We start from the raw sequence: 25,606 nt of genomic DNA, 5'->3' as shown, positions 1-25,606 counted from the left end.
AAAAACATGTAAAATGCTGAATATTTAAAAAATATAAATATTCCACATTTTATAACGAAATAAAAATACTAATTATTATACCGAATCAATGAGTGAGCTATACTAAAGCTTCATAACTTTTGTTAAAAAAAGTTAAAAATCAACATAGAGATTCAATTTCACACTTTTGTAACCCGAAATTTCATTGAATTCATCTATTGAAGTAGAGACAAATTGTTTGAACAAATTGTGTTTTTTTCCTTTAGGAAGTTTTAGTAAAATCTGATACTGGTATAAATTATTAATCCTGAAAATCTGTGATTTTTCAGGTCCCAGTATGCATTCTTCCGGTAAATACTTTCTTAGAACTGAACCTAGAAACTGTGATGCCCTTTCTACTTTATCTTCCCGGCGGTGCTTTAATTCTATGAAAATTAATTTCACAAAAGGCGGATATAGGAATCTGTTTCTTTCCTGAATAAAGTATTCGTATATGTGATCCGGATCCTTTGACAATTTCTCAAAAATGGTCTGATAAGGATTATAAGTCTGTAGCAGCATTCTTCCGTGTTGTGAAGTTCTTCCGGCACGTCCGGCCATCTGGGTGAAGAGCTGATAAGCTCTTTCTTCTGCCCGGAAGTCCTGAATGTGTAGCATTGCATCCGATTTCGGAACCACAACAAGATCTACATGATCAAAATCCAGTCCTTTAGAAATCATCTGGGTACCAATAATAATATCCAGCTCCTGGTTTTCTACTCTTTCAAAGAACTTTTCGTAAGCAAATTTGGTCCGCATAGCATCCAGATCCATTCTACCAACTTCTGCTTCCGGAAATAGGTGCTGAACTTCCTCTTCCAATTGCTGGATTCCCAAACCTTTTGTTGTAAGATTTTCGGAATGGCAAGAAGGACATTGCTTAGGCACAGCTGATCTCTGACCACAATAATGACACTTCAGTTCGTTGGATACTTTATGATAAGTCATCACAACATCGCAATTGCTACAATATTGTGTATAGCCACAGCTTTCGCATTCTATTACATTGGCATATCCACGGCGGTTATGAAGGATGATAACCTGCTTCTTCTGCTCCAACTGCTCTCTGATCTCCATAATCATCTGCATTGTAAAGCTGCCATTGGTTGTTTTCAGGTTCTGAGCTTCTTTAAAATCGATCAGGTTTATCTTAGGAACTTTGCTTTCACCAAAACGTTCATCTAATTTCACCAGTCCAATTTTATTGGTTAAGGCCGAATAATAAGATTCTACAGAAGGTGTTGCACTGCCCAGCAGAACTTTTGCCTCATAAAACTTTCCTAAAACAATTGCTGCATCTTTTGCATTGAAAAAAGGCTGGACAGTGGTCGTTTTATATTGGGAATCATGTTCTTCATCTACAATTACCATCCCCAGATTCTGAAATGGTAAAAAGAGTGCATTCCGGGTTCCCAAAACAATTTTCAGCTGGTTATTTTTTACTTTTCTCCAAATTTCGACCTTTTCGAAGTCGGTTAATTTGGAATGGTAAAAACCGAGTAATTGTCCGTATTTTTTCTCTAATCTTTGGGTAATCTGCTTGGTGAGTGCTACTTCAGGGAAAAGCATTAATACATTCTTCCCTGAAGCTACTGTTTCTTCAATTTTGGAAATATACAGGTGTGTTTTGCCAGATCCTGTAACGCCATGTAGCAATACAACATCTTTCTCTTCATATTGCTTTACAATTTCCCACAAAGCTTTTTGCTGAAGATCTGTAAGCTGTTCTATTTGTTCCAAATCCCCGTCATACGAGTCTATACGATCTTTTTGTAAATAGAACTCTTCCACATAGCCTTTGTCTACAAGTACTTTTAGCTGCTGACTGCTGAAAAATTTATCTTCAAAAAGTTCTGATTTTTTTACAAACGGATTTTCGGAAGTTGCCTTGTCCAGAATGGCCAGAAAAAGATCTTTCTGTTTAGGCGCTTTATTCAGTATCGAAAGGATTTCGTGAAGAGCGACACTTTCCAGCAATCCTTCTTTTAATCTAATATAAGAAACTTCTTTAGCTTTATACTTTTCGCTAATTTTTTCATCAATCACAATCAGACGTTCATCGATCAGACTATTAAGCGTCTTCATGACCTCTTTTCTGGGAATAAATGCTTCAAGTTCCTGCAGATTAATCACAGACTTAACCTCCAGTGCCTGCATCAGATGTATCTCATGAACATCCAGTACTTCATAATTAACTTCTACATCCGGGTTCCTCTTTACATAAGTTTCGCTTTCCAGTTTTAAAGAGGAAGGAAATGCAAAACGGTATACTTCGCCTACATTACACAAATAGTAATCCGAAACCCATTGCCAGAATTTCAGTTGCTCTTCCGGCAGGATAGCTTCATTATCCAGAGCGGAAATAATTTCTTTTGGTAAAAATGCTTCCGGTTCTCTGTCATGAATTTCAGCAACAATTCCCGTATAAAGTTTTTTTCCGCCAAAAGGAACGACAACACGCATTCCGATCGTCAGTTTACCATATAAAAAAACAGGAACTTTATAGGTATAAGTTCCTTTGATATTTAATGGTAAAATGATCTGAGCAAACATCATTTTTGTTTAAAAATATAAAAAATCTGAGAGTGAGTATTTCTTCTATAGTTCTATAGCAGGAAATGTTATCAATCTCAGATTTTCAGATTATTTATTTTTTCTTTCTTCTTTCGATTTCTTTCTGAATCAAAGAAAGTTCTCTTCCTGTTTGTCCCGCCACAGAAGTGTTTTCCTGCGCACGACGTGTTAGATATGGCACTACGTCTTTCACCGGCCCATAAGGCAAATATTTAGCTACATTATAATGTAAACTGGAAAGGTAGAATGTAATATTATCGGACATTCCGTATAACTGTCCAAAATATACATGAGATGAATCGTTTAACAATCCTGCAGCTTTCATCTTATCCATTATCAGCTCAGTACTTTTCTCATTATGAGTTCCGAAGAATGCCGAAACAATATCCTGATGTCCCATAATAAAGTCGATACCTGCATTATAGTTATCATCTGTAGCTTGCTTAGTAGGCTGAATTGGTGAAGGATACCCCATTCTTATGGCTCTGTCGCGTTCTTTTTCCATATAAGCACCACGTACAATTTTATAACCAATGAAATAACCTTTTTCACGAGCTCTTTGTAGGTGCCCTTCCATATATTCCAACCTTAAAGTTCTGTACATCTGGATGGTATTCCATACAATAGGAGTTTCCTTATTGTATTTCTCCATCATTTCTTCAGTAAGATGATCAGCTGCATCCTGCATCCAGGATTCTTCAGCATCTACCATTACTTTAATGTTATTCTCATGGCACAGTTTACAAACTTCATCAAAACGGGTTCTTACACGCTCCCATTCTTCTTTTTCGCTTGTTGTAAGCTCTCTTCCCTTGCCTACTTCTTCATAAAGATCTATTCTTCCGAAAGCTGTTGGCTTGAATACTACAAAAGGAATAGCCGGATTACCTTTAGAGAATTTGATAATATCTTTAATCTCATTACAGATCTTGTCAAAGCTTTCTTCGTCTTCTTTACCTTCTACAGAATAATCGAAAATACTTCCTACTCCTCTCTTCCATAGTTTGTTCACCGCTTGTATACTTTCTTCGCGGGTTTCACCGCCACAGAATTGTTCGAATAAAGTCTTCTTCACAATTCCGTCTACGAAAGGAAAGTTATTCTTTACGGTAAAGTTCAGCATAGAAACGCCCATATTCGTTAGTGTAGGGTTTTCAATACCTTTGAACATCCAGTATGCTTTTCTCAACTGGTCTGTTGTTTTATCTGCAAATGCAATCTGTGTATTATCAAAAATACTCATCTCTATTTCTATTAAATTTATGATTCGCAAATTTAGTAAAAGTATGCTGGACAATACACTATCTTTTAAGTACTTTTTTCAATTCAAAAACGGTATTTTTGCATAACATAAAAATTAGTAATCAGAATGATCAGCTTTTTAGACGACAACTTCAGCCAGCTAAACGAATATATTGATACAACCAACCCAAGTCTGCTTTTATTACTGGTAGACGAAAACACTCATGAATATTGCCTTCCAACAGTATTAGCAAATCTGGAAACCACTATTCCGTTTGAGATTATTGAGATTGAGGCCGGAGAAGAAGGGAAAAATATCGAAACCGCAGCCCAGCTATGGGAAATCCTTTCAGAATTTGGTACTGACAGAAATGCCTTAATGATTAATATTGGTGGTGGTGTTATTACTGACATGGGTGGCTTTGTTGCTTCTACATATAAAAGAGGTATTAAATTCATCAATATTCCGACAACTCTGCTGTCTATGGTAGATGCTTCTATCGGAGGTAAAACAGGAATAGATCATCAATATTATAAAAATATCATCGGTACATTTGCTTTACCTGAGAAAATTTTTGCTTATCCTAAATTTCTTCAGACTTTACCATTTACTGAACTAAGAAGTGGGTTTGCTGAGATGTTGAAGCATGGACTAATTGCTTCTGACCAGCATTGGAACAATCTAAAGCAACTGGAATTAACACCAGAAAACATAGAAGCATTTGTCGTAGATTCTATGAATATTAAGCAGTATGTAGTAGAACAGGACTTCAAAGAACAAAACCTTCGTAAAACGCTTAACTTCGGACATACAATAGGACATGCTATAGAAAGCCTTTTCCTTCAGCAAGAAACTCCGGTCCCGCATGGTGAGGCTGTAGCAGCAGGAATGATTATGGAGGCACATCTGTCCTACTCTAATCAATTAATAGATGAAGCTATCCTTGCAGAAATCGCTAATGCCATTACAGCAATATATCCATACCTTCCTATTGATAATTTTAGCCATGAGGATATTTACAATCTGATGCTGAATGACAAAAAGAACAGCAATGGTATTATAAAGTTCTCTATTATAGATAAGATAGGTCATTGCCTGTATGATTATGAGGTTACAAAAAGTCAGACAGAAACTGCCATTCAGTACTATAAGGAGGCCTATAAGGCATAATTTAAGCTTTATATAATTATTTTAAACTTATTCCAAATTAAAATATAAACATTGTAATTATCAATGTTTTAAATGTTGACTACAAAACTAATTTGACATTTTTGTCAAAAGAAATAAAGTTTGGCATTCCATTTGAAATAATGCTATCATCAAAAAAGAGATTAAGTTTAAAATTATTAAAAAAGTAAAATTTAAAATTATGAAAAAGGTATTTTTAGGATTAGGTATTGTATTAGGTACAATGGCATTCGCACAATCTACAGCAGGTCCAAGATTTGGTATTAAAGCTGGTGGTAACCTTTCTGACTTAACAAACTTAGATCGTGAAAAATCTAAAATAGGATTCTATGCAGGTGTATTTATGAACGCTCCAATTTCTTCAGATTTCAGCATTCAACCAGAGGTTGTATACAGCCAGCAAGGTGCTAAATTCGGAAATTCTTCTTTCGAAGGGATTACTACACAAGATACAAAACTAAACTTAGGATATATTAATGTACCAGTAATGGTTCAGTATAATGCTACTCCGGATTTCTATCTTGAAGCTGGTCCTGAATTTGGTTTCATGGTTGATGCAAAATTAAAAGGCAAAGTAAACGGTTCTACACAGACAGCTGATGTTAAAGATAATTTTAACACTTTCAACTTCGGTATGGGGCTAGGTGCTGGTTATAGATTTACACCAAACTTAAGCATCAATGCTCGATACACAGCAGGATTCACTAATATTGTAAAAGATAATGGCGGTGATTCTGTTAAGAACAATAACTTCCAATTAGGATTAGGTTATACTTTCTAAGAAAACAACATCAATTATTATAGAGGACTGTCAAATGACAGTCCTTTTTATTTGGCATCCTATTTGTTAGAAAATATTTATCAAAAAACTTGATTATATGAAAAAACTACTATTAGGTTTAGGCATAGTTATCGGAACTATGACTTTCGCTCAATCTTCAGCCGGACCAAGATTTGGTATTAAAGCTGGTGGAAATCTTTCAAGCATAACAGCAAATGACTCAAAGTCTAAATTTGGCTTCTATGCCGGGGCATTTATGAATGCTCCTATCTCCGCTGAGTTTAGTATCCAGCCGGAAATTGTATATAGCCTGCAGGGAGCGAAAGCAAATGGCACCTATGAAATTGAAGGTTATAGAATTACCAATATGAAACAGAATCTTGGCTATATCAATGTTCCGGTAATGATTCAATATAATGCAACTCCCGAACTTTATTTAGAGGCAGGTCCGGAATTTGGCTTTCTTGTAGATGCAAAAGCTAAAGGTGATGTTAATGGAAGATCTTTTGATGGAAATAACAAAGACTCATTCAATACCTTCAATTTTGGGTTAGGACTAGGATTAGGCTATAAATTCACTTCTAATCTAGGAATCAACGCTCGTTATGTTGCAGGTTTAACTAATATTGCAAAAAATAGTGGCGGAGAAACTGCAAAAAACACTAACTTCCAATTAGGATTAGGTTATACTTTCTAAGAAAACAATATCAATTATTATAGAGGACTGCCAAATGACAGTCCTTTTTTTGTTTACCACTTTTCAATACTTTTTTAAATCTACAATTTGTCATAAGTTTTGAGATCTGGGGATATTTCTTTTTTCCAATCCAAATCAGAAATATAATTCAAAGAACTTAGATCAGGTTATTTTTCTTTCAGATGACCAGAATTTTATCCTGTTATATTTATTTTCATGCTCTGTATCAATTCGATAAGGCTATTTATCATAATATTATAATTTATCTTAAAAAGATATTGAATCTACAATTTAAAACACGTAAAAACATGACTTTCGTCATGTTTAGTATCTTTTATATACTATAAAAACCCTCTTTGGCACTTTGTTTGTAATTGTTATGACCTCAAAGTAAAGTAAAATTTAAAATTATGAAAAAGGTATTTTTAGGCCTAGGGATTGTTCTAGGTACAATGGCTTTTGCCCAAACTACGAATAATGGTGGAATCAGATTTGGTATCAAAGGTGGTGGTAACCTTTCTACAATTACAGAAGGGAACTTCAGCGATACTCAACACAAATTTGGCTTTAACGGAGGTGTATTTATGAATGTACCAATGTCTGACAAGTTCAACTTCCAGCCAGAGGTTATTTACAACTACATGGGTTCAAAATCTACTGCAGATGTAAATGGTGAAAAAATAAAAAGCGAAACTAATTTAGGATACATCTCTGTTCCATTAATGGTTCAGTTCAACGTGACTCCTAAATTCTATGTTGAAGCAGGTCCTGAATTCAGTTATTTAGTAAATGCTAACAACAAATTAAAAAGCGGTAGCCAAACTGTAACTAACAGCTGGGATAGCAAAGCTTTAGATGATCTTAAAAGATTCAACGCTGCAGGTGCTATTGGTTTAGGTTACAGAATTACTGATAACTGGGGTGTTAACGCTAGATATACAACAGGATTTACTAAAATCGGAAAGAATGATACTCCTAGAGGTCAGTACTTCAACGATTCTAGAAATGAGAACATCCAGTTAGGATTAAGCTACACTTTCTAATCAGAAAAGAAAAAAACATCAATTATTGATTTCAATAAAGAAGCCCGATTAAATCGGGCTTCTTTTATTTCCGGAGATATCAACTTATTTTTTGGCATTTGGTTTGTAGGTTTTCGGGAAGTAAAATTTGATTTATGAAAAAACTATTTTTAGGACTAGGATTATTGGCAGGAACTTTTGCCTTTTCACAAGTAGGTCCGAAATTCGGTATTAAAGCGGGTATGAACGTTTCTTCAATTTCTGAAAACGGAGGTCTTAGCGACACAAAGTCTAAGATAGGTTTCAATGCCGGTGTTTTCTTAAACGCTCCCCTTTCTTCTAATTTCAGTATTCAGCCGGAGGTTATTTACAACGATTTAGGCTCTAAGGTGACTTTCGGAAGAGACAATCAGAATTCTTACAGTACTAACTTAGGTTACATTTCTGTACCGGTAATGTTTCAGTTCAACGCAACACCACAATTCTATTTAGAAGCTGGTCCTGAATTCAGCTTTCTGGTAAGTGCTAAAAATAAACTAAAAGATGGCAACGGAAATGTATCCACAGAAGACTGGTCAAAAACTGCAACAGACAATCTTAATACATTCAATTTTGGTTTGGGTGTAGGTCTTGGTTTCAATATCACGGAAAATATTGGAATAAATGCTCGTTATGTAGCTGGTTTAACGAATATTGGAAAAACAGACAATCCTATTGGAAATTTCTATAGCAAATCAAAAAATAATGTATTCCAGGTAGGCTTAAATTTCGGATTCTAAACACTTATTATTTAAATACAGCAAAGGTCAGGCGCAATGCTTGGCCTTTTTCTTTAGCATTATCCGTATATTTGCAAAAAACTAGAAAATAATGTCTACAAGAAAGATGATTACGGCAGCTTTGCCTTATGCAAACGGACCGGTTCATATTGGGCATTTAGCAGGTGTTTATATTCCTGCAGATGTCTATGCGAGATTTCAGAGAAGATTAGGAAAAGATGTTGCTTTTATCTGTGGTTCCGACGAACACGGAATTCCAATTACTATACGTGCTAAAAAAGAAGGTGTAACACCTCAGGATGTAGTAGACAAATATCACGAGATTATTAAGAAGTCTTTTGCGGATCTTGGAATTTCATTTGATGAGTACTCCAGAACGACTTCTAAAAAACATTATGAAACTTCACAAGACTTCTTTAAAACACTTTATGATAAAGAAAAGTTTACCGAAGAGGTTTCTGAACAATATTTTGACGATCAGGCGGGAGAATTTCTTGCAGACCGTTATATCGTAGGAACATGTCCTAACTGTGGCAACGAAAATGCTTACGGTGATCAGTGCGAGAAATGTGGTACTACCCTTTCTCCATCCGAGCTTATAAACCCTAAGTCTATGCTAAGCGGAAATGTTCCGGTTCTGAAGGAAACTAAGAACTGGTATCTTCCATTAAATGATTATGAAGACTTCCTGAACGAATGGATTATTGAAGGTCACAAAGATGACTGGAAGCCTAATGTATACGGACAGGTAAAATCATGGTTGAATGACGGACTGAAGCCTCGTGCTATGACAAGAGACCTTAACTGGGGAGTTCCTGTTCCGTTACCAGATGCTGAAGGAAAAGTATTATATGTATGGTTTGATGCGCCTATCGGTTATATTTCTTTTACCAAAGAATGGGCTGAGAAAAACGGTAAGGACTGGAAAGATTACTGGCAAAATGAAGACAGCGATCTGATCCACTTTATCGGAAAGGATAATATTGTATTCCACTGTATTATTTTCCCTGCTATGATGAAGGCTCACGGTGATTATATTATGCCTAAAAATGTACCTGCATTTGAATTCCTGAATCTGGAAAATGATAAAATTTCCACTTCCAGAAACTGGGCAGTATGGGCACATGAATATGTAGAAGAATTCCCGGGACAACAGGATGTATTGCGTTATGCTCTATTATCTTCTGCGCCAGAGACTAAGGATAACAATTTTACCTGGAAAGATTTCCAGACAAAGAACAATTCTGAGTTGGTGGGTATTTTCGGAAACTTCATCAACAGAGTTGCGGTATTAATTCATAAATATTATGATGGTGTTATCCCTCGGGGAGATATTAATACACCAGAATTAGCTGAAATAAACAAGGCTGCAAAAGAGATTGCTGAATTCTTAGACAAATTTGAGTTCAGAAATGCATTATCTGCATTGATGAATCTTGCTCGTTTCGGTAACCAATACTTACAGACCGAAGAGCCTTGGAAGACGATTAAGGATAATCCGGAAAAAGCGGCACATTCTCTTTTCGTAGGCGCTCAATTAGCAGTTGCATTAGCACAGCTATCTGAACCATTTATGCCATTTAGCTCTGAGAAGTTGTTGAACATGTTCAACGTTACTAAAACAAACTGGGCAGATTTAGAAAATAATAATGTTCTTATTGCCAGTGGACATCAGATTAATGAAGCGTCTCTTCTTTTCTCAAAAATTGAAGATGATGTAATTGAGGCGCAAATCCAAAAGCTGGAACAGACAAAACAAGATAATAAAAAGACCAACTCTAACGCTAATCCTATGAAAGAAGAAATCACTTTTGATGACTTTGGAAAAATCGATTTAAGAACAGCAACAATCCTTGAAGCTGAGAAAGTAGAAAAAGCAGATAAGCTTTTAAAATTCAAAGTGGATACAGGTGTAGACATCAGAACTGTTGTTTCGGGTGTAGCTGAAAGTTTTAATCCTGAAGATCTAATTGGTAAGCAGGTAATGATTCTTTTAAACCTTGCTCCAAGAAAAATCCGTGGAATAGAATCTCAGGGAATGTTCCTTCTGACCACTAAACCAGACGGAAAATTGTCTTTCGTAACTCCTGATGAAACAGTAGAAAACGGAATCGAGATTAAATAAATTCTGATTACAATTATATAAATGGGCACTATGTGCCCATTTTTTATGAGCATTATGGTAAAGAAAAGTACTTTAGAAAAACTTTCAGATACTGAACTGAAAAAATACGTATCAACAGAAAGCCGCTTCACTCCGGAGGCCGTGCAAATGGCTTTTGAAATTCTGAACGAAAGAGGACATCAATTTTCGGATCAGGAAAGTGCTTTGATTCAAAAAATGATTCAGGAAAAGAAAGATGCAGAAATCGCACAAATCAATGAGAATAAGGAACGATGGGGGGATAATATTACAGATGATCCTTCTGCTATTAAACTTTATCAGATCGGGCCAATTGCAGCATTAAGTATTTTTTGTGGTTTAATTGTCGGTGCCATACTCGTATCTATAAATTTCATTAAAGTAAAAAAGTATAGTGCAGCATTTCTGGTTCTTTTATATGGCATTGTCTATTTCTTTGCCCAAAAATACCTTATCACTTCTTTTATAGGTTATAAGAAAGATTACCATATCTATTCACGGCATAGCCCGGAATTTATTGTTATGGCTTTAGGTGTTGCAGGTCTGGCTATAATTTCCGCATTAGTGATGCCAAAAAAACTACCCTATAAACCGGAATCTTATATTCTGCCTGCTATTCTTACTGGTGTAATGGCAGTAATCATGTATTTTAATCCATACAATGAGTATCTTTCCTATTATTTAATCCCGGAAATAATACAGCTCTTTAAATAAAATAAACCCTCATAAGTTCTGAATACCTATGAGGGTTTATTATTATAATTCAATAGACACTACTCTCACACTTTCTCTGTCGAAGCACCTGACAAAATGTTACTTTACATATAAGCTGGTATTATTTTTCAATCGTCAGCCTTGCCAGGAAAGAATCTTCATCCTGCAAAACTTTTTCTACAGAAAAGCCATTGTGCTCTGCAGCATTTTTCAGGGTATTAAAATCCAAATATAACCAGGTAATAGGCTCTTCGGATTCCCCTTTATAATGAACGGTATATCCTAGTTCGCCATAATAACCTCCTGCAGGAATGTAAACACCACCGTCATCATCTCTGTCGAACATATACAAAATATCTGTACTGTCAATTAGGATTTGTCCTCCATCATTAAGCAAAGTTTTTAGTTTCTGAAGATAGACATCAATCTTTGCCAAACTCTCGAAAATTCCGGTGCCGTTCATCAGCATCAAGATAGTATCAAACTTTTCACCTGAAAAGTCCAAAACAGATTTACATACTGCCTTGCTAATACCTCTTTCTTTGCAAACCTCAACAGATTTTGGGGAAATATCCAATGCTGTTACATTCATTCTCCTTTCATCCTGAAGATACAGGCTATGTGAGCCAGCTCCCGCTCCTACATCCAGTGTTTTCCCTGTTGCCAATTCTAAAGCAGCCTGCTCCAGATCATTCATTTCATCAAAATCACGAAACAAATAAGCAATCGGTAAGTCATCTAATTCCGAAATAGAGGTTTCTGTCTGCAAATCTTCAGGATTCTGATTATGAAAATAATCCCAGATTGCCTTTCCCATCAAATCTTTCATGCTTCTAATCTAATATCAGTTCAGACCTCAAAACTACAAAAAAAGAATCCCCTCAGCAATGAAGCGTTGGGGATTCACATGAAAAACAAGGATTTTTTTTCTAAAATGCAGATCCTGCTGCATCTTTTATGCCTTCAGCACTTCTTTCCAGAATAAGCTGTTCTCTTCGTCGTCGTTGTGCTATTAATCCTCTTCCTTTGATCAGACGTACATAGCGTTTGTAGGAAGTAAATCTTTCTTTACCAAAACCATGTTGTAATACATAAATCATCACTCCAATTCCGGCGATAATTATATACCCAAACATTTTTTTATTTGCAGCCAGAATAGCATTTATCTGAAATATTTTCAGGTTTTGCATTGCTGTTGGCTGGCTTAGATTTATCCCATCCAGATAAACTGCCATATCACCAAGACTATTTACCTGAAAATCGTATTGAAACCATGAAAATAAAGCTGTAAAGACAGCAACAGCGATAAAGGACCTCCATACAAGCGCCAATCCAATAGCAGCCATCATATCATTGATATCAAGCTTATCCATCATATAAAACCAAATAGTGATATATAGACTACACATACCATAACCCTTTAAAATCATCGGCAGGTACCACCTTTCGAAGTTCATCTCCGGAACCATAGAGAAATACATGATGATACAATAAGCAACTAATGCTGCAAAACCAGATAATACAAAGAATTTTATATTTCTGTTTTGTTTAAACCACATAAGCCCCATAGCTCCTGAAGCTACCATTCCTGGAATCATCCATAGATTAAGCTCCGCATTGGTTACTAAATCGTACCCCAATATACTTACAGCAAATATATTCTGCATTGTTCCGGTTGCCAGAAACATTCCGAGCATCAGAAGCATTAGCAGTCCACTATATACATTTTTTCTTTTGAAAATTTTAAAAGATATATAAGGTCTCTTTAGTGTTGTCTGTCTGAATGCCAGCATGACAAAGCATGCAAATGCGGCAATACTGGCATCTATTATCTTAGATGAATTCAACCAGTCCTGTTGTTTTCCAAATGAAAATACATAACAAGAAAACAGGAAGGTTGCTGCAAATAATAATACACTCATCCAGTCGATATAATATAACGGCATTTTTACAGAAAAATACTGGTTGTGCATGAAAATCCAGCACAATATAGCCATGGATATAGCTCCTGTAGCTGTAAGTATATAAAAATGTTCCCAGTTGTATCTGAATGATATATCTACAGAAATATAATTAATAACCTGACTCACAATAATAGCAAACGGATAAAATATAGAGTAAAACTTTCCTCTGTTTCCGTCCGGGCTCAGAATCATCATCAGCGGCAGAAAGAACTCAATCATCACAAACATTTTCATAAACCCTACGAGAAATGCAGTAAAAACAATGAGTTCTGGCTGATTCGTTGTTGCGCTCAACAGACTTAAAGCAGCAATAAAAACAAATGCAAATGTCAATTTGTCTCTTACTTTAAATCTAAATTTGAAACGCATTACAAGAGGCATTACTGCCCCCATTCCGATTGTGGTTGCATAATTAGCCATGGAGAAATACTCTGTCATACTTCCCATACTGCTGTACATATAGGTAATATTTCCGGTATTCACTCCGTTCAACGACATTGTGAAGGCCGAAAATATTGCTATAAGGAGCAATTGTAGAGGTTTCGGAACCCAGTTGGCAAATAGTCCTTTATTATACATTTTATATTTAGTTGTGAATGATGCTTATTGATCTACTTATGAGAATCAACACCTCATCTTCACTTTTGTAATAAGATTAGTCTTTCAGTTTAATAATCATGTTCATCCCGGCGCGAAGCTGATTAAGCTTTTGCTGCTCATTGCTAGAGGTAAATTCTATTCTTACCGGAATTCTCTGCTGAACTTTAATAAAGTTACCTGTAGAGTTATCTGTTGGAACACTGGAATATCTGGAACCTGTAGCCGCAGAAATAGCTGTTACCTCTCCTTCAAATTTCTGTCCACCCAATGCATCTGCTGTCATCATTATTTTCTTTCCTACAGCAATTTTAGGCATCTGACTTTCCAGAAAATTTGCAGTTACCCATTTCTGACCATTAAGGACAATTGTAGCGATCTGCTGACCTGCCTGTACCAACTGACCATCCGATATAGCTCTTCTTCCCATTACACCGTCATAAGGCGCTGTAATCACGGTATAACTAAGATTTAGTTTAGCCATATCCAGAGCTGCCTTTGTTCTCTTAATTTCTGCATCGTTAATTCCTAATTTGGATTTCACTTCTGTAGTAGAGAGATTTGCAGATTGCTTCTGGTTCACCAAGGTTTCGTATGCTGCTTTTTGTGCATCATATTCTGTTTTTACCTGATCATATTGTTGTCGGGTTACAGCTTCTGCAGCCAGCAAGTTTTTGTATCTGTTCAGGTTTTGTTCAGCATTCCATAGTCGTGCTTTTGCTCCTGCAATATTAGATTCCATTACATTTACATTATTAGAAACTGTATTTACCGAAGAGCTTGTGGCGCTTCTTTGCGCTAAAGCATTCTGATATGCTGCTTCAGCTTGTCCCAATTGTGTCTGTATTTCTCTGTCATCCAGTATCAGCAGCGTATCACCTTTCTTTACCTGTTGGTGTTCTATGAATTTAATTTCTTTAATATATCCGGCAACACGTGTATTTACAGGGTTAATGAACTCTTCAACCTGTGCAGCTTCTGTATAGTCTTTGTCTCCGATATGAAAATATTCTCTGATCAGCCAATAGAAGCCTCCGATAAGGATAACAAATACAATGGTATTTGCTATTCTGTTTTTTATTTTATTTTTTCTGTTGGCTTTCTTTTTAGCCTCAATCCCTGTTGACATTTGTACTTTTGTACCTGTCTCCTGGGTTTGTTTTTCTTGTTGTACGTTATCGTTGTTTTCCATTATATCCTTGTTATTCTTTATTAATAATTATCAGTTGAAAAGTAGATTTTACAGATTTCCTGTAGATTTCAGAAGATTATAATATTGGTATAATACATTGATCTCTGCAGTTACAAAATCCAGTTCTGCCTGTAGCTTCTGATTCTGTGCATCTATCATTTCGGCCTGTACAGCTAACTGATTAAAATATTTAGCTTCTGTAATTTTATAGTTTTCCTCTGCCAGTTTTTGGGCATCATCCATCAGCTTTGCCTGGTCAATAGATTCCTGATACTTTATATAAGCTGCATTTACAGTCATATCTATATTCTGTCTGGTAAGCGTTAGTGCATCCTGTGCCTGTGATTTCTGTAACTCTCCTACTTTCAGACGTTCTTTGGTCTTGTATAGATTATCTATGTTATAGCTTAGAGAGATTCCTGCCTGCCAGCTATTGGAATACATATCCAAGACTGGTGTTCTGGTTGTAATAGGACGCTGCATATTGTAACCACCAAACCCAGACAGTGTAGGCATTTTATCAGTATTGATAATCTCAATATTTTTTTCTGCTACAGCAATATTGGTATTTGCTGACTTTAGCTGTGGATTGTTCTGGTATGCCTGCTCAATATAATAATCGGTTCCTTTAACCAATTCTTTCCCTTCAAGTCTTTCCGTTGGGTTAATCTCGGTGTCCTGAGGGAGTCCCAGAGCAACATCCAGATTATAATTAAGGATCTTTTTGTTATTGGTCAGCGTAAGGATACCCTGATCCAAGCTTTTTATAGCCAGTTCGCCACGGATAACTTCATTTCTGGTCACCATTCCCTGTTGGTTGAACTTCTGAATATTCTTTAGTCTTTCCTGAGCAAGTTTTTTGTTGTTCTGAAAAATCTGTTCCTGATTTTTTAATTTGTAAACATCCAGATAATTTGACAATACAAGGAATTTCACATCCTGTTGATTCTTTTCCAGATCCAGTGCTGCAAGCTGCTCACGCAAACCTGCCATTTCAATAGACTTCTTTACAAGTCCGCCTTTAAAAATCAGCTGGCTTGCCTGTACTCCATAAGAACTTCCGTAATGCGGCATAGCAACATTAGTAGAGTTAGAAAAATCTTTGTCTATTATGAGTGCATTTCCTAAATAAAACTGACTTGTAGAAGCGGTAACAGTGGGCAGCTTCTGTAATTTGGCAACAACTGTCTGTTGTTTTGAGATATCAATGTTTTTTTCGGATAATCTAAGTTGTTGATGATTTTGTAATGCCAGAGTCATCACCTCATCTGCAGTCATACTTCTTACTTCTTGTGCAGCAAAAAGGCTACTGTACAAAAGCGTTACTGCTATTGCATATTTTATAACTTTGTTTTTCATTTTCCTTGCTTTTCGTAAATCTCAGAAATCAGATTTACAATGCAAATTTACGCTGAAATTATGCCCAAGGTAATGCTTAAAGAAAAGATAAAGATGTTCAAAAGTAAGATTACCTAACTAAAACTGGTTTCGATACTCTGTAGGACTTACCCCCTGATGCTTTTTAAAGAAATGACTGAAAGAATATTGATCACTAAAATTTAGTCGGTTAGAAATCTCATTAACAGGCTTTAAAGTAGAAGCTAACAAAGCTTTTGCCTCATTTATTATGAATTCATTAATCATTTGTCCGGCTGTTTTGCCGGTTTCAGCTTTAATAACTGAAGATAAGTGGCGTGTAGACAGCATCATAGTCTGCGCATAGAACTCTACGCTTTTCTGGCTAAGATAATTCTCTCCTACCAAGCCTATAAAGTCCAGAACAATTTCCTGATTACGTGTCATCATACCTTTGGTATTCTTCCGGTTGCGCATAACAAAACTGGACACATTATAAATAAATGCACTAAAAAGACTCTCAATACTTTCAACAGCGTATTCAAGATCATCTATTTCATCCAAAAAATAGTCTATACCCTTCAGTATATCCCAGAAAACCTCAAATTCTCTGTCGGTAAATGTATAACCTCTCCTGAGTTCCATTCTTATATTATGGTAAATATTCAGTCTGTTGAATTTCAGTCCTATTTTACTGATAAATGAACGCTGATAAGTAAGAACTTTTACTTCCAGCTCATCACTCACTTCCATAATTTCGTATACTGAGCGGGAATCTATAAGGATAATGGTATTTTCAATGATTTCAAAAACATTAATCTGTTCTTTGATTACCATTTTCCCTTTCTTCAGAAACAAAAACAATGGGTTATTGGGATGGTATGGATGCCCCATCGTCAGACTGTCGTAAAGATTCTGTTCTGTGAAGATTTTTAAGGCATTAAATTCCATTATCTTGTTTTTAGCAAAAATAAGAAATTATGATCCGCTATTTTTTTATAAATAAAAAATAACCACAAAAGAAATAATCCTTTTGTGGTTGGTATAAATGGGTATAGATAGTGGTCTGTATTTTTATTTAAAATCTATATAATTCAGATTAAACCCGCCTTTATCAAAATGAAGTTTTATTCTGTCGGTTCCTTTAGTAATCTTTACATTTTTTATAACTGTTGTTTTCCAAACCTGATCTCCTCCTGTTCCTGGTAATTGTGCCTCAGCTATTTTTTGCCCATTAACATCTATTATCGATAACGTACCTGTTTTACCAGCATTGGCATAACGAATTTCCAGATTATAAGTACCTACTTTTGCGTTTTGCAAAGTAAAGCTTAACCATTCTCCATCCTCAATCTTTCCTACATAATAGCCATTGGAAATTTTGTCCTTATTGCTGTATATATCTACACCATCATTTCTCATCTTATCTCCGGAGTTCCAGTTGACTTGCTCACCAGTATCTATACGATAATTAATTGCATCTTTATCATAATAGGCAACGCCAATTCTTCCCAGATCATATTCGGTAGCAAAGATTCTCCCCGGTATTTTATGTATTGCAAACGGAAGCACCTCATTGCTTTTTATTTGCCGGAACATTGCATCTATTACATCTTTTTTAACTTCTGTATTTTCGAATTTGTAATTGTTTGCTATCTGCATCAGTGCTTTAGATGCAAATTCCTTAGAAGGTTTCTCGCCACCATTTTTCCAGTATTGTAATAATTTTTCATACTCCGGTGTTATCTTAACATTGGCTACTCCGGCAATATTGTCAATTTTTTTCATTGGCCAGAAAGCCCATCCGATATTATTATTTTCCATAAGGCTTATGGCTTCCGTAAACCATACATTGGAATTCTCGCCACTCTCTCCTAACCAAATAGGTACATTGTACTGATTACGGTAGTCCAGTATTTGCTTGATAGAGTTCTGGTCATTTTTATTCCAGTATTTATGAAAGCTCAGTACCATATTGCTATCCCATAGCGGGAAAATTCCTTTGTAGTTATTTCCCCAACAATTACCCTCTATTATAATCACGTGTTTCTGATCCACTTCACGGATAGCTTTGGTTACATCTACCATAAATTTTCTCAGTGGTGCATTAGATTCTTCATCACATCCATTAAGATTCTTTCCTGTAAATCCATAGTTAGGTTCATTGATAATATCATATCCACCGATCCACGGACTGTCCTTGTAACGTTCTGCAAGTTTCTTCCATAGTGCAACAGACTTTCTTCTGTTTTCTTCACTTTCCCATAGAGACGGTTTCGATTTGTCATTATCCGATATATTTACATCATTTCCTTGTCCACCAGGTAAAGCATGCATATCCAGAAAAAGATACATTTTGTTTTCTGCACACCACTTCAACAAATCATCGGTCATACGAAAACCTTCTTCCAGCCATGTATCCTGTCCTTTAACCTTTTCGTTCTCTATAGGCAAAGTATAAAGATTGTAATGCATGGGCAGTCTCACAGAATTGAATCCCCAGGATTTCAGTGCATCTATATCTTTTTTAGTAATTCCGTTTTCCAGATACTTTTTATAAAATGCATGCATACCTTCTTCTCCTGCAAGCTCTGCTATTTTATTCTTTATTTGATACTGTGGACCTGCAAAATCTGCTGTCTTCAGCATATAACCTTCCTGTAGCATCCATCCTCCTAATCCTAAACCTCTTAGTAAAACGTTCTCTCCTTTGTCATTTACTATTTTCTGACCTTCAGTTTTCAATAATTGAGATGTCCCAAATTGAGACAATAAAAAACAGGACGCAAGTATTACTCTTTTCATAGCGGAAATATTTTTAAAATTTGATGATTATTTTTTAGAAATCGAATTATTATCTAACCAAAGATATTAAATAAAAATAAAAACTTTCTGAAAAATTATAAAATAACTATGTTCTTTTATAAACCAAATCCCAGAAGTGATACTAATACTAAAAAGTTAAGTGATAAAAATTACACTTTTGATGTAGATTATTCGCAATGCAACAAACCTTAATACTAAATAAGATTACAAACAAAAAGCTCCCGAAAATTTCGGGAGCTTTAATTTTATTTTATTTTGTATTGATTACTTTGTCTACAATATATACTGTATTACCTCTCCAGGGAAGAACACCGTGATACTCTTTATAATGCAGATCAAAATATTTTCCGCTATTGGTTTCCAGTTGTTTAAAAACGGCTTCATCCTCTACCGAAAATTCAAATTCATAACTACTAATTCCGCTTCCGGTTTTAACTTTGCCGAAACCATCCTGAATAATTTTCCCTTCATAGGTTTTGAAAATATTTCCTTTTTTTACTACATAATTAAGAGTTCCGGATTTTACACCTTCTCCAAAAACAAAGTAGTATTTATAGTAAAACCATCCTCCAAAAATCAAAAGTAAAACCAGAACGACCCAGAAAATAACTTTTCCGAAGCCACTTTTCTTTTTTTCATAGATTGTTTCAGACATAATTGCAGAATTTAGTGTTTTATTTAATTATTTAGAAATCGCTCTGGAAATTACGATTTTCTGAATTTCAGAAGTTCCTTCATAAATCTGAGTGATCTTAGCATCACGCATCATACGTTCTACGTGGTACTCTTTTACATAACCGTATCCACCATGAATCTGTACTGCTTCAATCGTTGTATCCATAGCTGTTTTAGATGCGAATAATTTTGCCATAGCACCACTTTCAGAGATATCTTTTCCAGCATCTTTTTCTACTGCTGCCTTAAAGCATAGCATTCTTGCAGCAGTAATATTCACATGCATATCTGCCAATTTGAAAGCAACTGCCTGGTGATTGATAATTTCAGTTCCAAAAGCTTTTCTTTCTTTAGCATACTTCAAGGCTAGTTCGTAAGCTCCGGAAGCAATACCCAAAGCCTGAGAAGCAATACCAATCCTACCTCCATTCAATACTGCCATTGCGAATTTGAAACCAAATCCGTCTTCACCGATTCTGTTTTCTTTAGGAACCTTTACATCAGTAAACATCAAAGAATGTGTATCACTTCCTCTGATTCCTAACTTATCTTCTTTTTTACCTACTATAAAACCTTCCCATCCTTTTTCTACGATAAAAGCGTTGATGCCTTTATGTCCTTTTTCCGGGTGAGTTTGTGCAATTACAATGTAATAAGTAGCATTATTACCATTGGTAATCCAGTTCTTAGTACCGTTTAGTAAATAGTAATCTCCTTTATCTTCTGCAGTAGTACTTTGTGATGTAGCGTCAGATCCTGCTTCAGGCTCAGATAAAGCAAAAGCACCAATCACCTCTCCTTTTGCTAAAGGTGTAAGGTACTTTACTTTTTGTTCTTCACTTGCGAAGCGCTCTAGTCCTGCGCATACCAAAGAGTTATTTACCGACATTACAACAGCTGCGGAAGCATCAATCTTAGAGATCTCTTCCATTGCTAATACATAAGAAACACTGTCCATTCCTGCACCTCCGTATTTAGGATCTACCATCATACCCAGGAAGCCCATTTCACCCATTTTCTTTACCTGCTCGGCCGGAAATTTTTGCTGATCATCTCTTTCAATTACCCCAGGTAAAAGTTCGTTCTGTGCAAAATCCCTTGCTGCCTGCTGAATCATCAGTTGCTCTTCTGATAAATTAAAGTCCATATTATTATTAAGTTATTTTTCGTAAAAATACAATTTTTTAAAAATCCGAAAAAGATTTTTATTTTTGATAGAAAGAATAAATATTTTATCTTTACGAAACTCACCTTAAAGTAATTTCAATATGTCCGCAAAAAGAATTTTTGACTTTGCTCATAAAGCATTAGAAAAATATCCAAAAGAGGATGCCTTTGCCACAAAAAAAAATGGCGAATGGGTAAAAACCTCTACGTTACAATATATCACTCAGGCAAACAAAATATCAAGAGGTCTAATTAAACTGGGAATTAAACCCGGAGATAAAATTGGACTTATTTCTCATAATAACCGTACAGAGTGGGCTATAATGGATATCGGAATGTCCCAGATCGGAGTAATCAGTGTACCTGTATACCCTACTATCAGTGAAGAAGATTATGAATACATCTTTAACAATGCTGAAATAAAATACTGCTTTGTTTCCGATAAAGAGTTATATAACAAACTGGTTTCTGTACAACCAAAGATATCCAGTCTGATGGGGGTATTTGCATTTGATGATGTAAAAGGTGCACCAAACTGGAAGGAAATTCTGGACCTGGGTGAGGATGACAGTACACAATCTGAGATTGAAGATATTGCCAATACCATTAAGACAGATGATATTGCTACACTGATCTATACTTCCGGAACAACCGGACGTCCTAAGGGCGTAGCCCTTACTCACGAAAATATTGTATCCAATGTATTGAATTCTAATCCTCGAATTCCGGAAGTAAAACTGGACTACAGAGAAATGAAGTGCCTTAGCTTCCTGCCTTTGTGTCACGTGTTCGAAAGAATGTTATTATACCTTTATCAGCATAATGGTTACTCTATCTACTTTGCAGAAAGCATAGATAAAGTTGGAGATAATCTAAAAGAGGTAAAACCTCAGTTTATGACTGTAGTACCTCGTTTGGTGGAAAAAGTATACGACAAAATCTATAATACGGGAGCTTCTGCTGGTGGTATGAAAACTAAAATCTTCCTTTGGGCTTTGTCACTCGTTGAAGATTATGATCTTGGAAAAAATCTAGGTATAAAAGGATGGATCGCAGACAAACTGGTCTTTACAAAATGGAGAGAAGGTCTTGGTGGTAACATCGTAGCACTGGTTTCTGGTTCTGCAGCTTTGTCACCTAGATTAAACAGAATTTTCCACGGTGCAGGTATTCCAATTCTGGAGGGTTACGGATTAACAGAAACATCACCGGTAATTGCAGTAAACAGTTTCAAACACAGAAAATTTGGTACCGTAGGATGGCCTATCGAAAATGCCGAGGTAAAAATTGCTGAGGATGGAGAAATTCTGGTAAAAGGAACTTCTGTATTCAAGGGTTATTACATGGATGAGGAAAAAACTAAAGAAGCTTTTACCGAGGACGGATACTTTAAAACAGGTGATATCGGATTTATTGACGATGAAGGATTCCTAAAAATTACCGACCGTAAAAAAGAAATGTTCAAAACTTCAGGTGGTAAATATATTGCACCTCAGGTAATAGAAAACAGTGCAAAAGCCTCTAAATTTATTGAACAGATTATGGTTATTGGTGATGGTGAAAAAATGCCGGCTGCCTTTATTCAACCAGATTTTTTGTTCATAAAAGCATGGGCTGAAAGAAAAGGATTAAACATTGGCTCGACCAACGAAGAAATTGCTGCTAATGAAGATGTGAAACAGCGTATAGGACAGGAAATAGAAGCACTAAACAAACATCTCGGAAAATGGGAACAGATTAAGAAATTTGAGCTCACTCCAATTGTATGGAGTATAGATGAGGGTCTGCTAACACCTACTCTAAAGTTGAAACGTAAAATAATTAAAGAAAAGTTCATAGATTTATACAACAAAATCTACGAACATTAAATAAACAAAATAAAAGCCGAAAAATTTTTCGGCTTTTATTTTATCAAAACTATACCATGAAAAAAACGATCTTATTATTGTGCTTCTCAACCGGAAGCATATTTGCTCAGTATACAAAATCGGAAAATACATTGCAGCTACTGGGAACAAGAAGCTGGATACGGGTAAACCTTCCAATGCAGCAGAATACAGGCTACAAACTTTACTGGTCTGCAGAAAATACAAAACCAGCCTCACCCAATGCCACAATCAATAATAGCGAAGCTTTCTATATACAAAATGTAAAACCAGAAACTACCTATTATGTATGGGCAGAAACCCCACAGGGATTACAAAAGCAAATTGTAAAAACTTCACGACAATGGACATTGGATACTTCGGAGTTGAATGAACTAAAGAATAACCCGAGTTCCGAGGCAGTTCCTCAAGGCATGAAAATTTTCTGGCAGGATGAATTCAATGATAAGTTATTGAACAAAAATAAATGGACAACAAATTACTTTTCGTCTCTCAACTATACTTCCGAAGCCTCCAAACAGGAAATGCTGGCCGATCAGCTTCAACAGCCTGCATATAACCTCAATGGTAAGTTTATCAATTTATATGTCAGCGATTCTCTTCCAAAGCGGTCTTATAGCCCAAGCGGGGGTCAAAAGATTTCTTCAATACAAACCTACGACTGGAAAAAAAATGAAAACCTTCTGGATAATAGCCGTGGCGGTTACTTTGAAGTAAAAGTAAGACGAAACAGTAGTGGAAATCCGGAAGGGATTAATACTGCATTCTGGTTCGATTCTCCGGGTCCGGATCTGCGATACTATCTGGAGCAGGGAACTAATCTGAACAGTACCAAAGGCATAAGACCTAAAGGACAATTATTTGAGATAGATGTATTCGAGTATCTTAATGCTCAGTTTGTTCTACACGGTCATGTAGACCAAAAAGGCGTTTTTCAGCGCAATCTGGCTACTCATATAGCTGAGGGAATTGATCATATAAACAAGTGGGTAACACACGGCATCCTATGGACACCTACAAGTATTAAACATTATATTAACGGAAAACTTATTAAAGCTTACACAGACAAGCATCAGATCTACTCGCCTAATCATTTTATGAATGTATTTCTGGGAAGTTATAGCTCTAAAGGAAATGTAAATATGGATGTTGACTATATCCGGGCTTACAACTGGCCTCTGGAAAAAGGAAACGAACTCCCGAATCCGGGTTTTGAAGATAGCGGAAGTCTTCTTCCATGGGAAGGAAATGCTACTTTAGTCCCACAAAAAGGTATTAAAAACAGTACAGCAGCTTTACTAAATCCTGGAGAAAATATTGAACAATATGTTTATTTAATGCCAGAAACTGCTTATCGATTAGAATTTTCCTCAAAAAATAAAGGAATCATTAGTGTAGAGGATGTAGCACCTGTTACTGGAGCATTGTCCCCTATTAAAACTCTGGAGTTTACGGGACAAAACAATTATTCTAAACAACATCTGGAATTCATTACAGGAAAAGACCAGGCCTACAATATGAAAACAATACGTATTTCTGTAAAAAACTCAGGCAATTCAGCCGTATTATTAGATGATATTACAGTTAAAAAAATTAAATAATTATAACTAAATCTCACAGACTTTTAAAATTTCTTATGAAAAAAATAGTTGTTCTCTCCGGTGCCGGCATTAGCGCTGAAAGTGGTATTAAAACTTTCAGGGACTCTAACGGACTTTGGGAAAATCATAAAATTGAAGATGTAGCAAGCCCGGAAGGTTTTGCCCGAAATCCGGAACTTGTACTAGAGTTTTACAATCTGCGCAGGCGTCAGCTTAGTGAAGTCCTACCAAATGAGGCTCATAATATCCTGGCTGAACTTCAACAGGATTTTGATGTACATATTATAACACAGAATGTGGATGACCTTCACGAAAGAGCCGGATCCAAAAACATTATTCATCTACATGGAGAACTAAAGAAAGCAAGACCTGTAAATGATGAGGAAAGTATTATTCCTTGGGAAAACGATCTGAACCTTGGCGATCTGGATGAAAACGGAATTCAGCTTCGTCCGCATATTGTATGGTTTGGCGAGATGGTTCCGGAAATGGAAAATGCAGCAACTATAGCTTCTGCAGCCGATATTCTGCTTGTAATAGGTACAAGCTTACAGGTATATCCTGCAGCATCGCTACTCCACTATGTCCCGGCAGGCTGTGAAATATTTGTAATCGATCCTCACCTTAGTCAGAATGTTACTGATGAGAAAAAATTCTTTAAAACTTCGGCTACAGAGGGCATGAAATTATTCCAAAAAGCCATATATGGAAAATAAATAAAATACTGTGAAGCTTTTATATTTCTTCTTAATAAACTAAATCTCTTTTTAGATTCAATTTGCTTTATACCTTTATATTTCGGTAATTTTGATTATCAAATCTCTTTCCCATGGACATAGAAACTTTTAGAGAATATTGCCTGCAGATGAAAGCAGTGACTGAAGACTTTCCTTTCGGACCGCATACACTTGTATTTAAGGTAGCTGATAAAGTGTTCGCTTTATGTGGATTAGACCGTCCCAATTTCACTGTTAATCTGAAATATGATTCGGAACTTATCATTGATCTTCGGGAAGAGTATGACGATATCCAGCCTGGCTATCACATGAATAAAAACCACTGGAATACTGTAAATTTTGAAGGAAAACTTCCTGAAAAATTTCTAAAAGAACTTATTCAGCATTCCTACGACCAGGTAGTAAAAGGTTTACCTAAGAAAAAAAGAGAAGAATTTTCATTATAA

The 25,606-nt window shown here is 35.8% G+C and carries 21 protein-coding genes; 11 read left to right on the top strand and 10 right to left on the bottom strand.

All coding sequences use genetic code 11. The annotated features are described in order from the left end of the window. Positions 1-132: 132 nt before the first annotated feature. Positions 133-2,574 (bottom strand): primosomal protein N', encoded by a 2,442-nt coding sequence (gene priA / locus C8J95_RS15925; protein ID WP_107809726.1) that lies wholly within the window; start codon positions 2,572-2,574, stop codon positions 133-135. Positions 2,575-2,665: 91 nt separating this feature from the next. Next, the gene (locus tag C8J95_RS15920) at positions 2,666-3,835 is read right to left on the bottom strand and encodes a proline dehydrogenase family protein (RefSeq protein WP_107809725.1); all 1,170 of its coding nucleotides are present in this window, start codon (positions 3,833-3,835) and stop codon (positions 2,666-2,668) included. Between the two features lie 126 nt (positions 3,836-3,961). Between C8J95_RS15920 and aroB the strand changes: the two genes are divergently transcribed. From aroB to C8J95_RS15885, 7 genes are all read left to right on the top strand, one after another. After that, on the top strand, positions 3,962-5,005 hold the full coding sequence (gene aroB, locus C8J95_RS15915) for a 3-dehydroquinate synthase (RefSeq protein WP_107809724.1): 1,044 nt from the start codon (positions 3,962-3,964) through the stop codon (positions 5,003-5,005). A gap of 199 nt (positions 5,006-5,204) precedes the next feature. Beyond that, the gene (locus C8J95_RS15910) at positions 5,205-5,804 is read left to right on the top strand and encodes a porin family protein (RefSeq protein WP_107809723.1); all 600 of its coding nucleotides are present in this window, start codon (positions 5,205-5,207) and stop codon (positions 5,802-5,804) included. Positions 5,805-5,901: 97 nt separating this feature from the next. Then, the gene (locus tag C8J95_RS15905; protein ID WP_107809722.1) at positions 5,902-6,501 is read left to right on the top strand and encodes a porin family protein; all 600 of its coding nucleotides are present in this window, start codon (positions 5,902-5,904) and stop codon (positions 6,499-6,501) included. 410 nt (positions 6,502-6,911) lie between these two features. Next, a complete protein-coding gene (locus C8J95_RS15900) occupies positions 6,912-7,544 on the top strand; it encodes a porin family protein (protein ID WP_107809721.1) in 633 nt (210 codons plus the stop codon). A 134-nt stretch (positions 7,545-7,678) separates the two neighbouring features. Continuing rightward, complete coding sequence (locus tag C8J95_RS15895) at positions 7,679-8,302, top strand: porin family protein (RefSeq protein ID WP_107809720.1); 624 nt, start codon at positions 7,679-7,681, stop codon at positions 8,300-8,302. Positions 8,303-8,393: 91 nt separating this feature from the next. Then, entirely contained in the window at positions 8,394-10,427 is a 2,034-nt protein-coding gene (gene metG, locus C8J95_RS15890; RefSeq protein WP_107809719.1) for a methionine--tRNA ligase, read from the top strand. 30 nt (positions 10,428-10,457) lie between these two features. Then, positions 10,458-11,159: a hypothetical protein gene (locus C8J95_RS15885; RefSeq protein WP_255412842.1), complete on the top strand. Its 702-nt coding sequence runs from the start codon at positions 10,458-10,460 to the stop codon at positions 11,157-11,159. 121 nt (positions 11,160-11,280) lie between these two features. Here C8J95_RS15885 and C8J95_RS15880 read toward each other — a convergent pair whose 3' ends face one another. The 8 genes from C8J95_RS15880 to C8J95_RS15845 all read right to left on the bottom strand — a co-directional run bounded on the left by C8J95_RS15880 (position 11,281) and on the right by C8J95_RS15845 (position 20,916). After that, the gene (locus C8J95_RS15880) at positions 11,281-11,988 is read right to left on the bottom strand and encodes a bifunctional 2-polyprenyl-6-hydroxyphenol methylase/3-demethylubiquinol 3-O-methyltransferase UbiG (RefSeq protein WP_107809718.1); all 708 of its coding nucleotides are present in this window, start codon (positions 11,986-11,988) and stop codon (positions 11,281-11,283) included. Positions 11,989-12,088: 100 nt separating this feature from the next. Continuing rightward, on the bottom strand, positions 12,089-13,702 hold the full coding sequence (locus C8J95_RS15875) for an MFS transporter (RefSeq protein ID WP_185124627.1): 1,614 nt from the start codon (positions 13,700-13,702) through the stop codon (positions 12,089-12,091). Between the two features lie 76 nt (positions 13,703-13,778). Next, positions 13,779-14,912, bottom strand: coding sequence for an HlyD family secretion protein (locus tag C8J95_RS15870; protein ID WP_107809717.1), 1,134 nt, complete (start codon positions 14,910-14,912; stop codon positions 13,779-13,781). Between the two features lie 48 nt (positions 14,913-14,960). Further along, positions 14,961-16,271, bottom strand: coding sequence for a TolC family protein (locus C8J95_RS15865; RefSeq protein WP_107809716.1), 1,311 nt, complete (start codon positions 16,269-16,271; stop codon positions 14,961-14,963). A 117-nt stretch (positions 16,272-16,388) separates the two neighbouring features. After that, on the bottom strand, positions 16,389-17,219 hold the full coding sequence (locus C8J95_RS15860) for an AraC family transcriptional regulator (protein WP_107809715.1): 831 nt from the start codon (positions 17,217-17,219) through the stop codon (positions 16,389-16,391). Positions 17,220-17,342: 123 nt separating this feature from the next. Beyond that, positions 17,343-19,073: a cellulase family glycosylhydrolase gene (locus C8J95_RS15855; RefSeq protein ID WP_107809714.1), complete on the bottom strand. Its 1,731-nt coding sequence runs from the start codon at positions 19,071-19,073 to the stop codon at positions 17,343-17,345. A 271-nt stretch (positions 19,074-19,344) separates the two neighbouring features. Continuing rightward, positions 19,345-19,749: a hypothetical protein gene (locus C8J95_RS15850; protein WP_107809713.1), complete on the bottom strand. Its 405-nt coding sequence runs from the start codon at positions 19,747-19,749 to the stop codon at positions 19,345-19,347. A gap of 27 nt (positions 19,750-19,776) precedes the next feature. After that, on the bottom strand, positions 19,777-20,916 hold the full coding sequence (locus C8J95_RS15845) for an acyl-CoA dehydrogenase (protein WP_107809712.1): 1,140 nt from the start codon (positions 20,914-20,916) through the stop codon (positions 19,777-19,779). A 121-nt stretch (positions 20,917-21,037) separates the two neighbouring features. Between C8J95_RS15845 and C8J95_RS15840 the strand changes: the two genes are divergently transcribed. The 4 genes from C8J95_RS15840 to C8J95_RS15825 all read left to right on the top strand — a co-directional run bounded on the left by C8J95_RS15840 (position 21,038) and on the right by C8J95_RS15825 (position 25,606). Further along, positions 21,038-22,804, top strand: a complete 1,767-nt coding sequence (locus C8J95_RS15840; RefSeq protein WP_107809711.1) for a long-chain fatty acid--CoA ligase — start codon at positions 21,038-21,040, stop codon at positions 22,802-22,804. Between the two features lie 56 nt (positions 22,805-22,860). Then, the gene (locus tag C8J95_RS15835; protein WP_107809710.1) at positions 22,861-24,423 is read left to right on the top strand and encodes a glycoside hydrolase family 16 protein; all 1,563 of its coding nucleotides are present in this window, start codon (positions 22,861-22,863) and stop codon (positions 24,421-24,423) included. A 35-nt stretch (positions 24,424-24,458) separates the two neighbouring features. Continuing rightward, entirely contained in the window at positions 24,459-25,139 is a 681-nt protein-coding gene (locus C8J95_RS15830) for an NAD-dependent deacylase (RefSeq protein ID WP_107809709.1), read from the top strand. A gap of 113 nt (positions 25,140-25,252) precedes the next feature. Next, positions 25,253-25,606 carry an MmcQ/YjbR family DNA-binding protein gene (locus tag C8J95_RS15825; RefSeq protein ID WP_107809708.1) on the top strand — a complete coding sequence of 118 codons (354 nt, stop codon included), beginning with the start codon at positions 25,253-25,255 and terminating at the stop codon, positions 25,604-25,606.

Origin of the sequence: Elizabethkingia sp. YR214 (genome assembly GCF_003058195.1) — a bacterium.
In the GTDB taxonomy this organism is placed as follows: Bacteria; Bacteroidota; Bacteroidia; order Flavobacteriales; family Weeksellaceae; genus Elizabethkingia.
Note: the sequence above shows the minus strand (reverse complement) of the source record. Positions and strands in the feature narration are given on the sequence as shown.

Coding starts and splice junctions, on each gene's coding strand:
- C8J95_RS15870 (WP_107809717.1), bottom strand. CDS start 14,912: ATGGAAAACAACGATAACGTACAACAAGAAAAACAAACCCAGGAGACA.
- C8J95_RS15830 (WP_107809709.1), top strand. CDS start 24,459: ATGAAAAAAATAGTTGTTCTCTCCGGTGCCGGCATTAGCGCTGAAAGT.
- C8J95_RS15875 (WP_185124627.1), bottom strand. CDS start 13,702: ATGTATAATAAAGGACTATTTGCCAACTGGGTTCCGAAACCTCTACAA.
- priA (WP_107809726.1), bottom strand. CDS start 2,574: ATGATGTTTGCTCAGATCATTTTACCATTAAATATCAAAGGAACTTAT.
- C8J95_RS15910 (WP_107809723.1), top strand. CDS start 5,205: ATGAAAAAGGTATTTTTAGGATTAGGTATTGTATTAGGTACAATGGCA.
- C8J95_RS15845 (WP_107809712.1), bottom strand. CDS start 20,916: ATGGACTTTAATTTATCAGAAGAGCAACTGATGATTCAGCAGGCAGCA.
- C8J95_RS15855 (WP_107809714.1), bottom strand. CDS start 19,073: ATGAAAAGAGTAATACTTGCGTCCTGTTTTTTATTGTCTCAATTTGGG.
- C8J95_RS15895 (WP_107809720.1), top strand. CDS start 7,679: ATGAAAAAACTATTTTTAGGACTAGGATTATTGGCAGGAACTTTTGCC.
- C8J95_RS15840 (WP_107809711.1), top strand. CDS start 21,038: ATGTCCGCAAAAAGAATTTTTGACTTTGCTCATAAAGCATTAGAAAAA.
- C8J95_RS15825 (WP_107809708.1), top strand. CDS start 25,253: ATGGACATAGAAACTTTTAGAGAATATTGCCTGCAGATGAAAGCAGTG.
- C8J95_RS15835 (WP_107809710.1), top strand. CDS start 22,861: ATGAAAAAAACGATCTTATTATTGTGCTTCTCAACCGGAAGCATATTT.
- C8J95_RS15900 (WP_107809721.1), top strand. CDS start 6,912: ATGAAAAAGGTATTTTTAGGCCTAGGGATTGTTCTAGGTACAATGGCT.
- aroB (WP_107809724.1), top strand. CDS start 3,962: ATGATCAGCTTTTTAGACGACAACTTCAGCCAGCTAAACGAATATATT.
- metG (WP_107809719.1), top strand. CDS start 8,394: ATGTCTACAAGAAAGATGATTACGGCAGCTTTGCCTTATGCAAACGGA.
- C8J95_RS15880 (WP_107809718.1), bottom strand. CDS start 11,988: ATGAAAGATTTGATGGGAAAGGCAATCTGGGATTATTTTCATAATCAG.
- C8J95_RS15850 (WP_107809713.1), bottom strand. CDS start 19,749: ATGTCTGAAACAATCTATGAAAAAAAGAAAAGTGGCTTCGGAAAAGTT.
- C8J95_RS15920 (WP_107809725.1), bottom strand. CDS start 3,835: ATGAGTATTTTTGATAATACACAGATTGCATTTGCAGATAAAACAACA.
- C8J95_RS15865 (WP_107809716.1), bottom strand. CDS start 16,271: ATGAAAAACAAAGTTATAAAATATGCAATAGCAGTAACGCTTTTGTAC.
- C8J95_RS15885 (WP_255412842.1), top strand. CDS start 10,458: ATGTGCCCATTTTTTATGAGCATTATGGTAAAGAAAAGTACTTTAGAA.
- C8J95_RS15905 (WP_107809722.1), top strand. CDS start 5,902: ATGAAAAAACTACTATTAGGTTTAGGCATAGTTATCGGAACTATGACT.
- C8J95_RS15860 (WP_107809715.1), bottom strand. CDS start 17,219: ATGGAATTTAATGCCTTAAAAATCTTCACAGAACAGAATCTTTACGAC.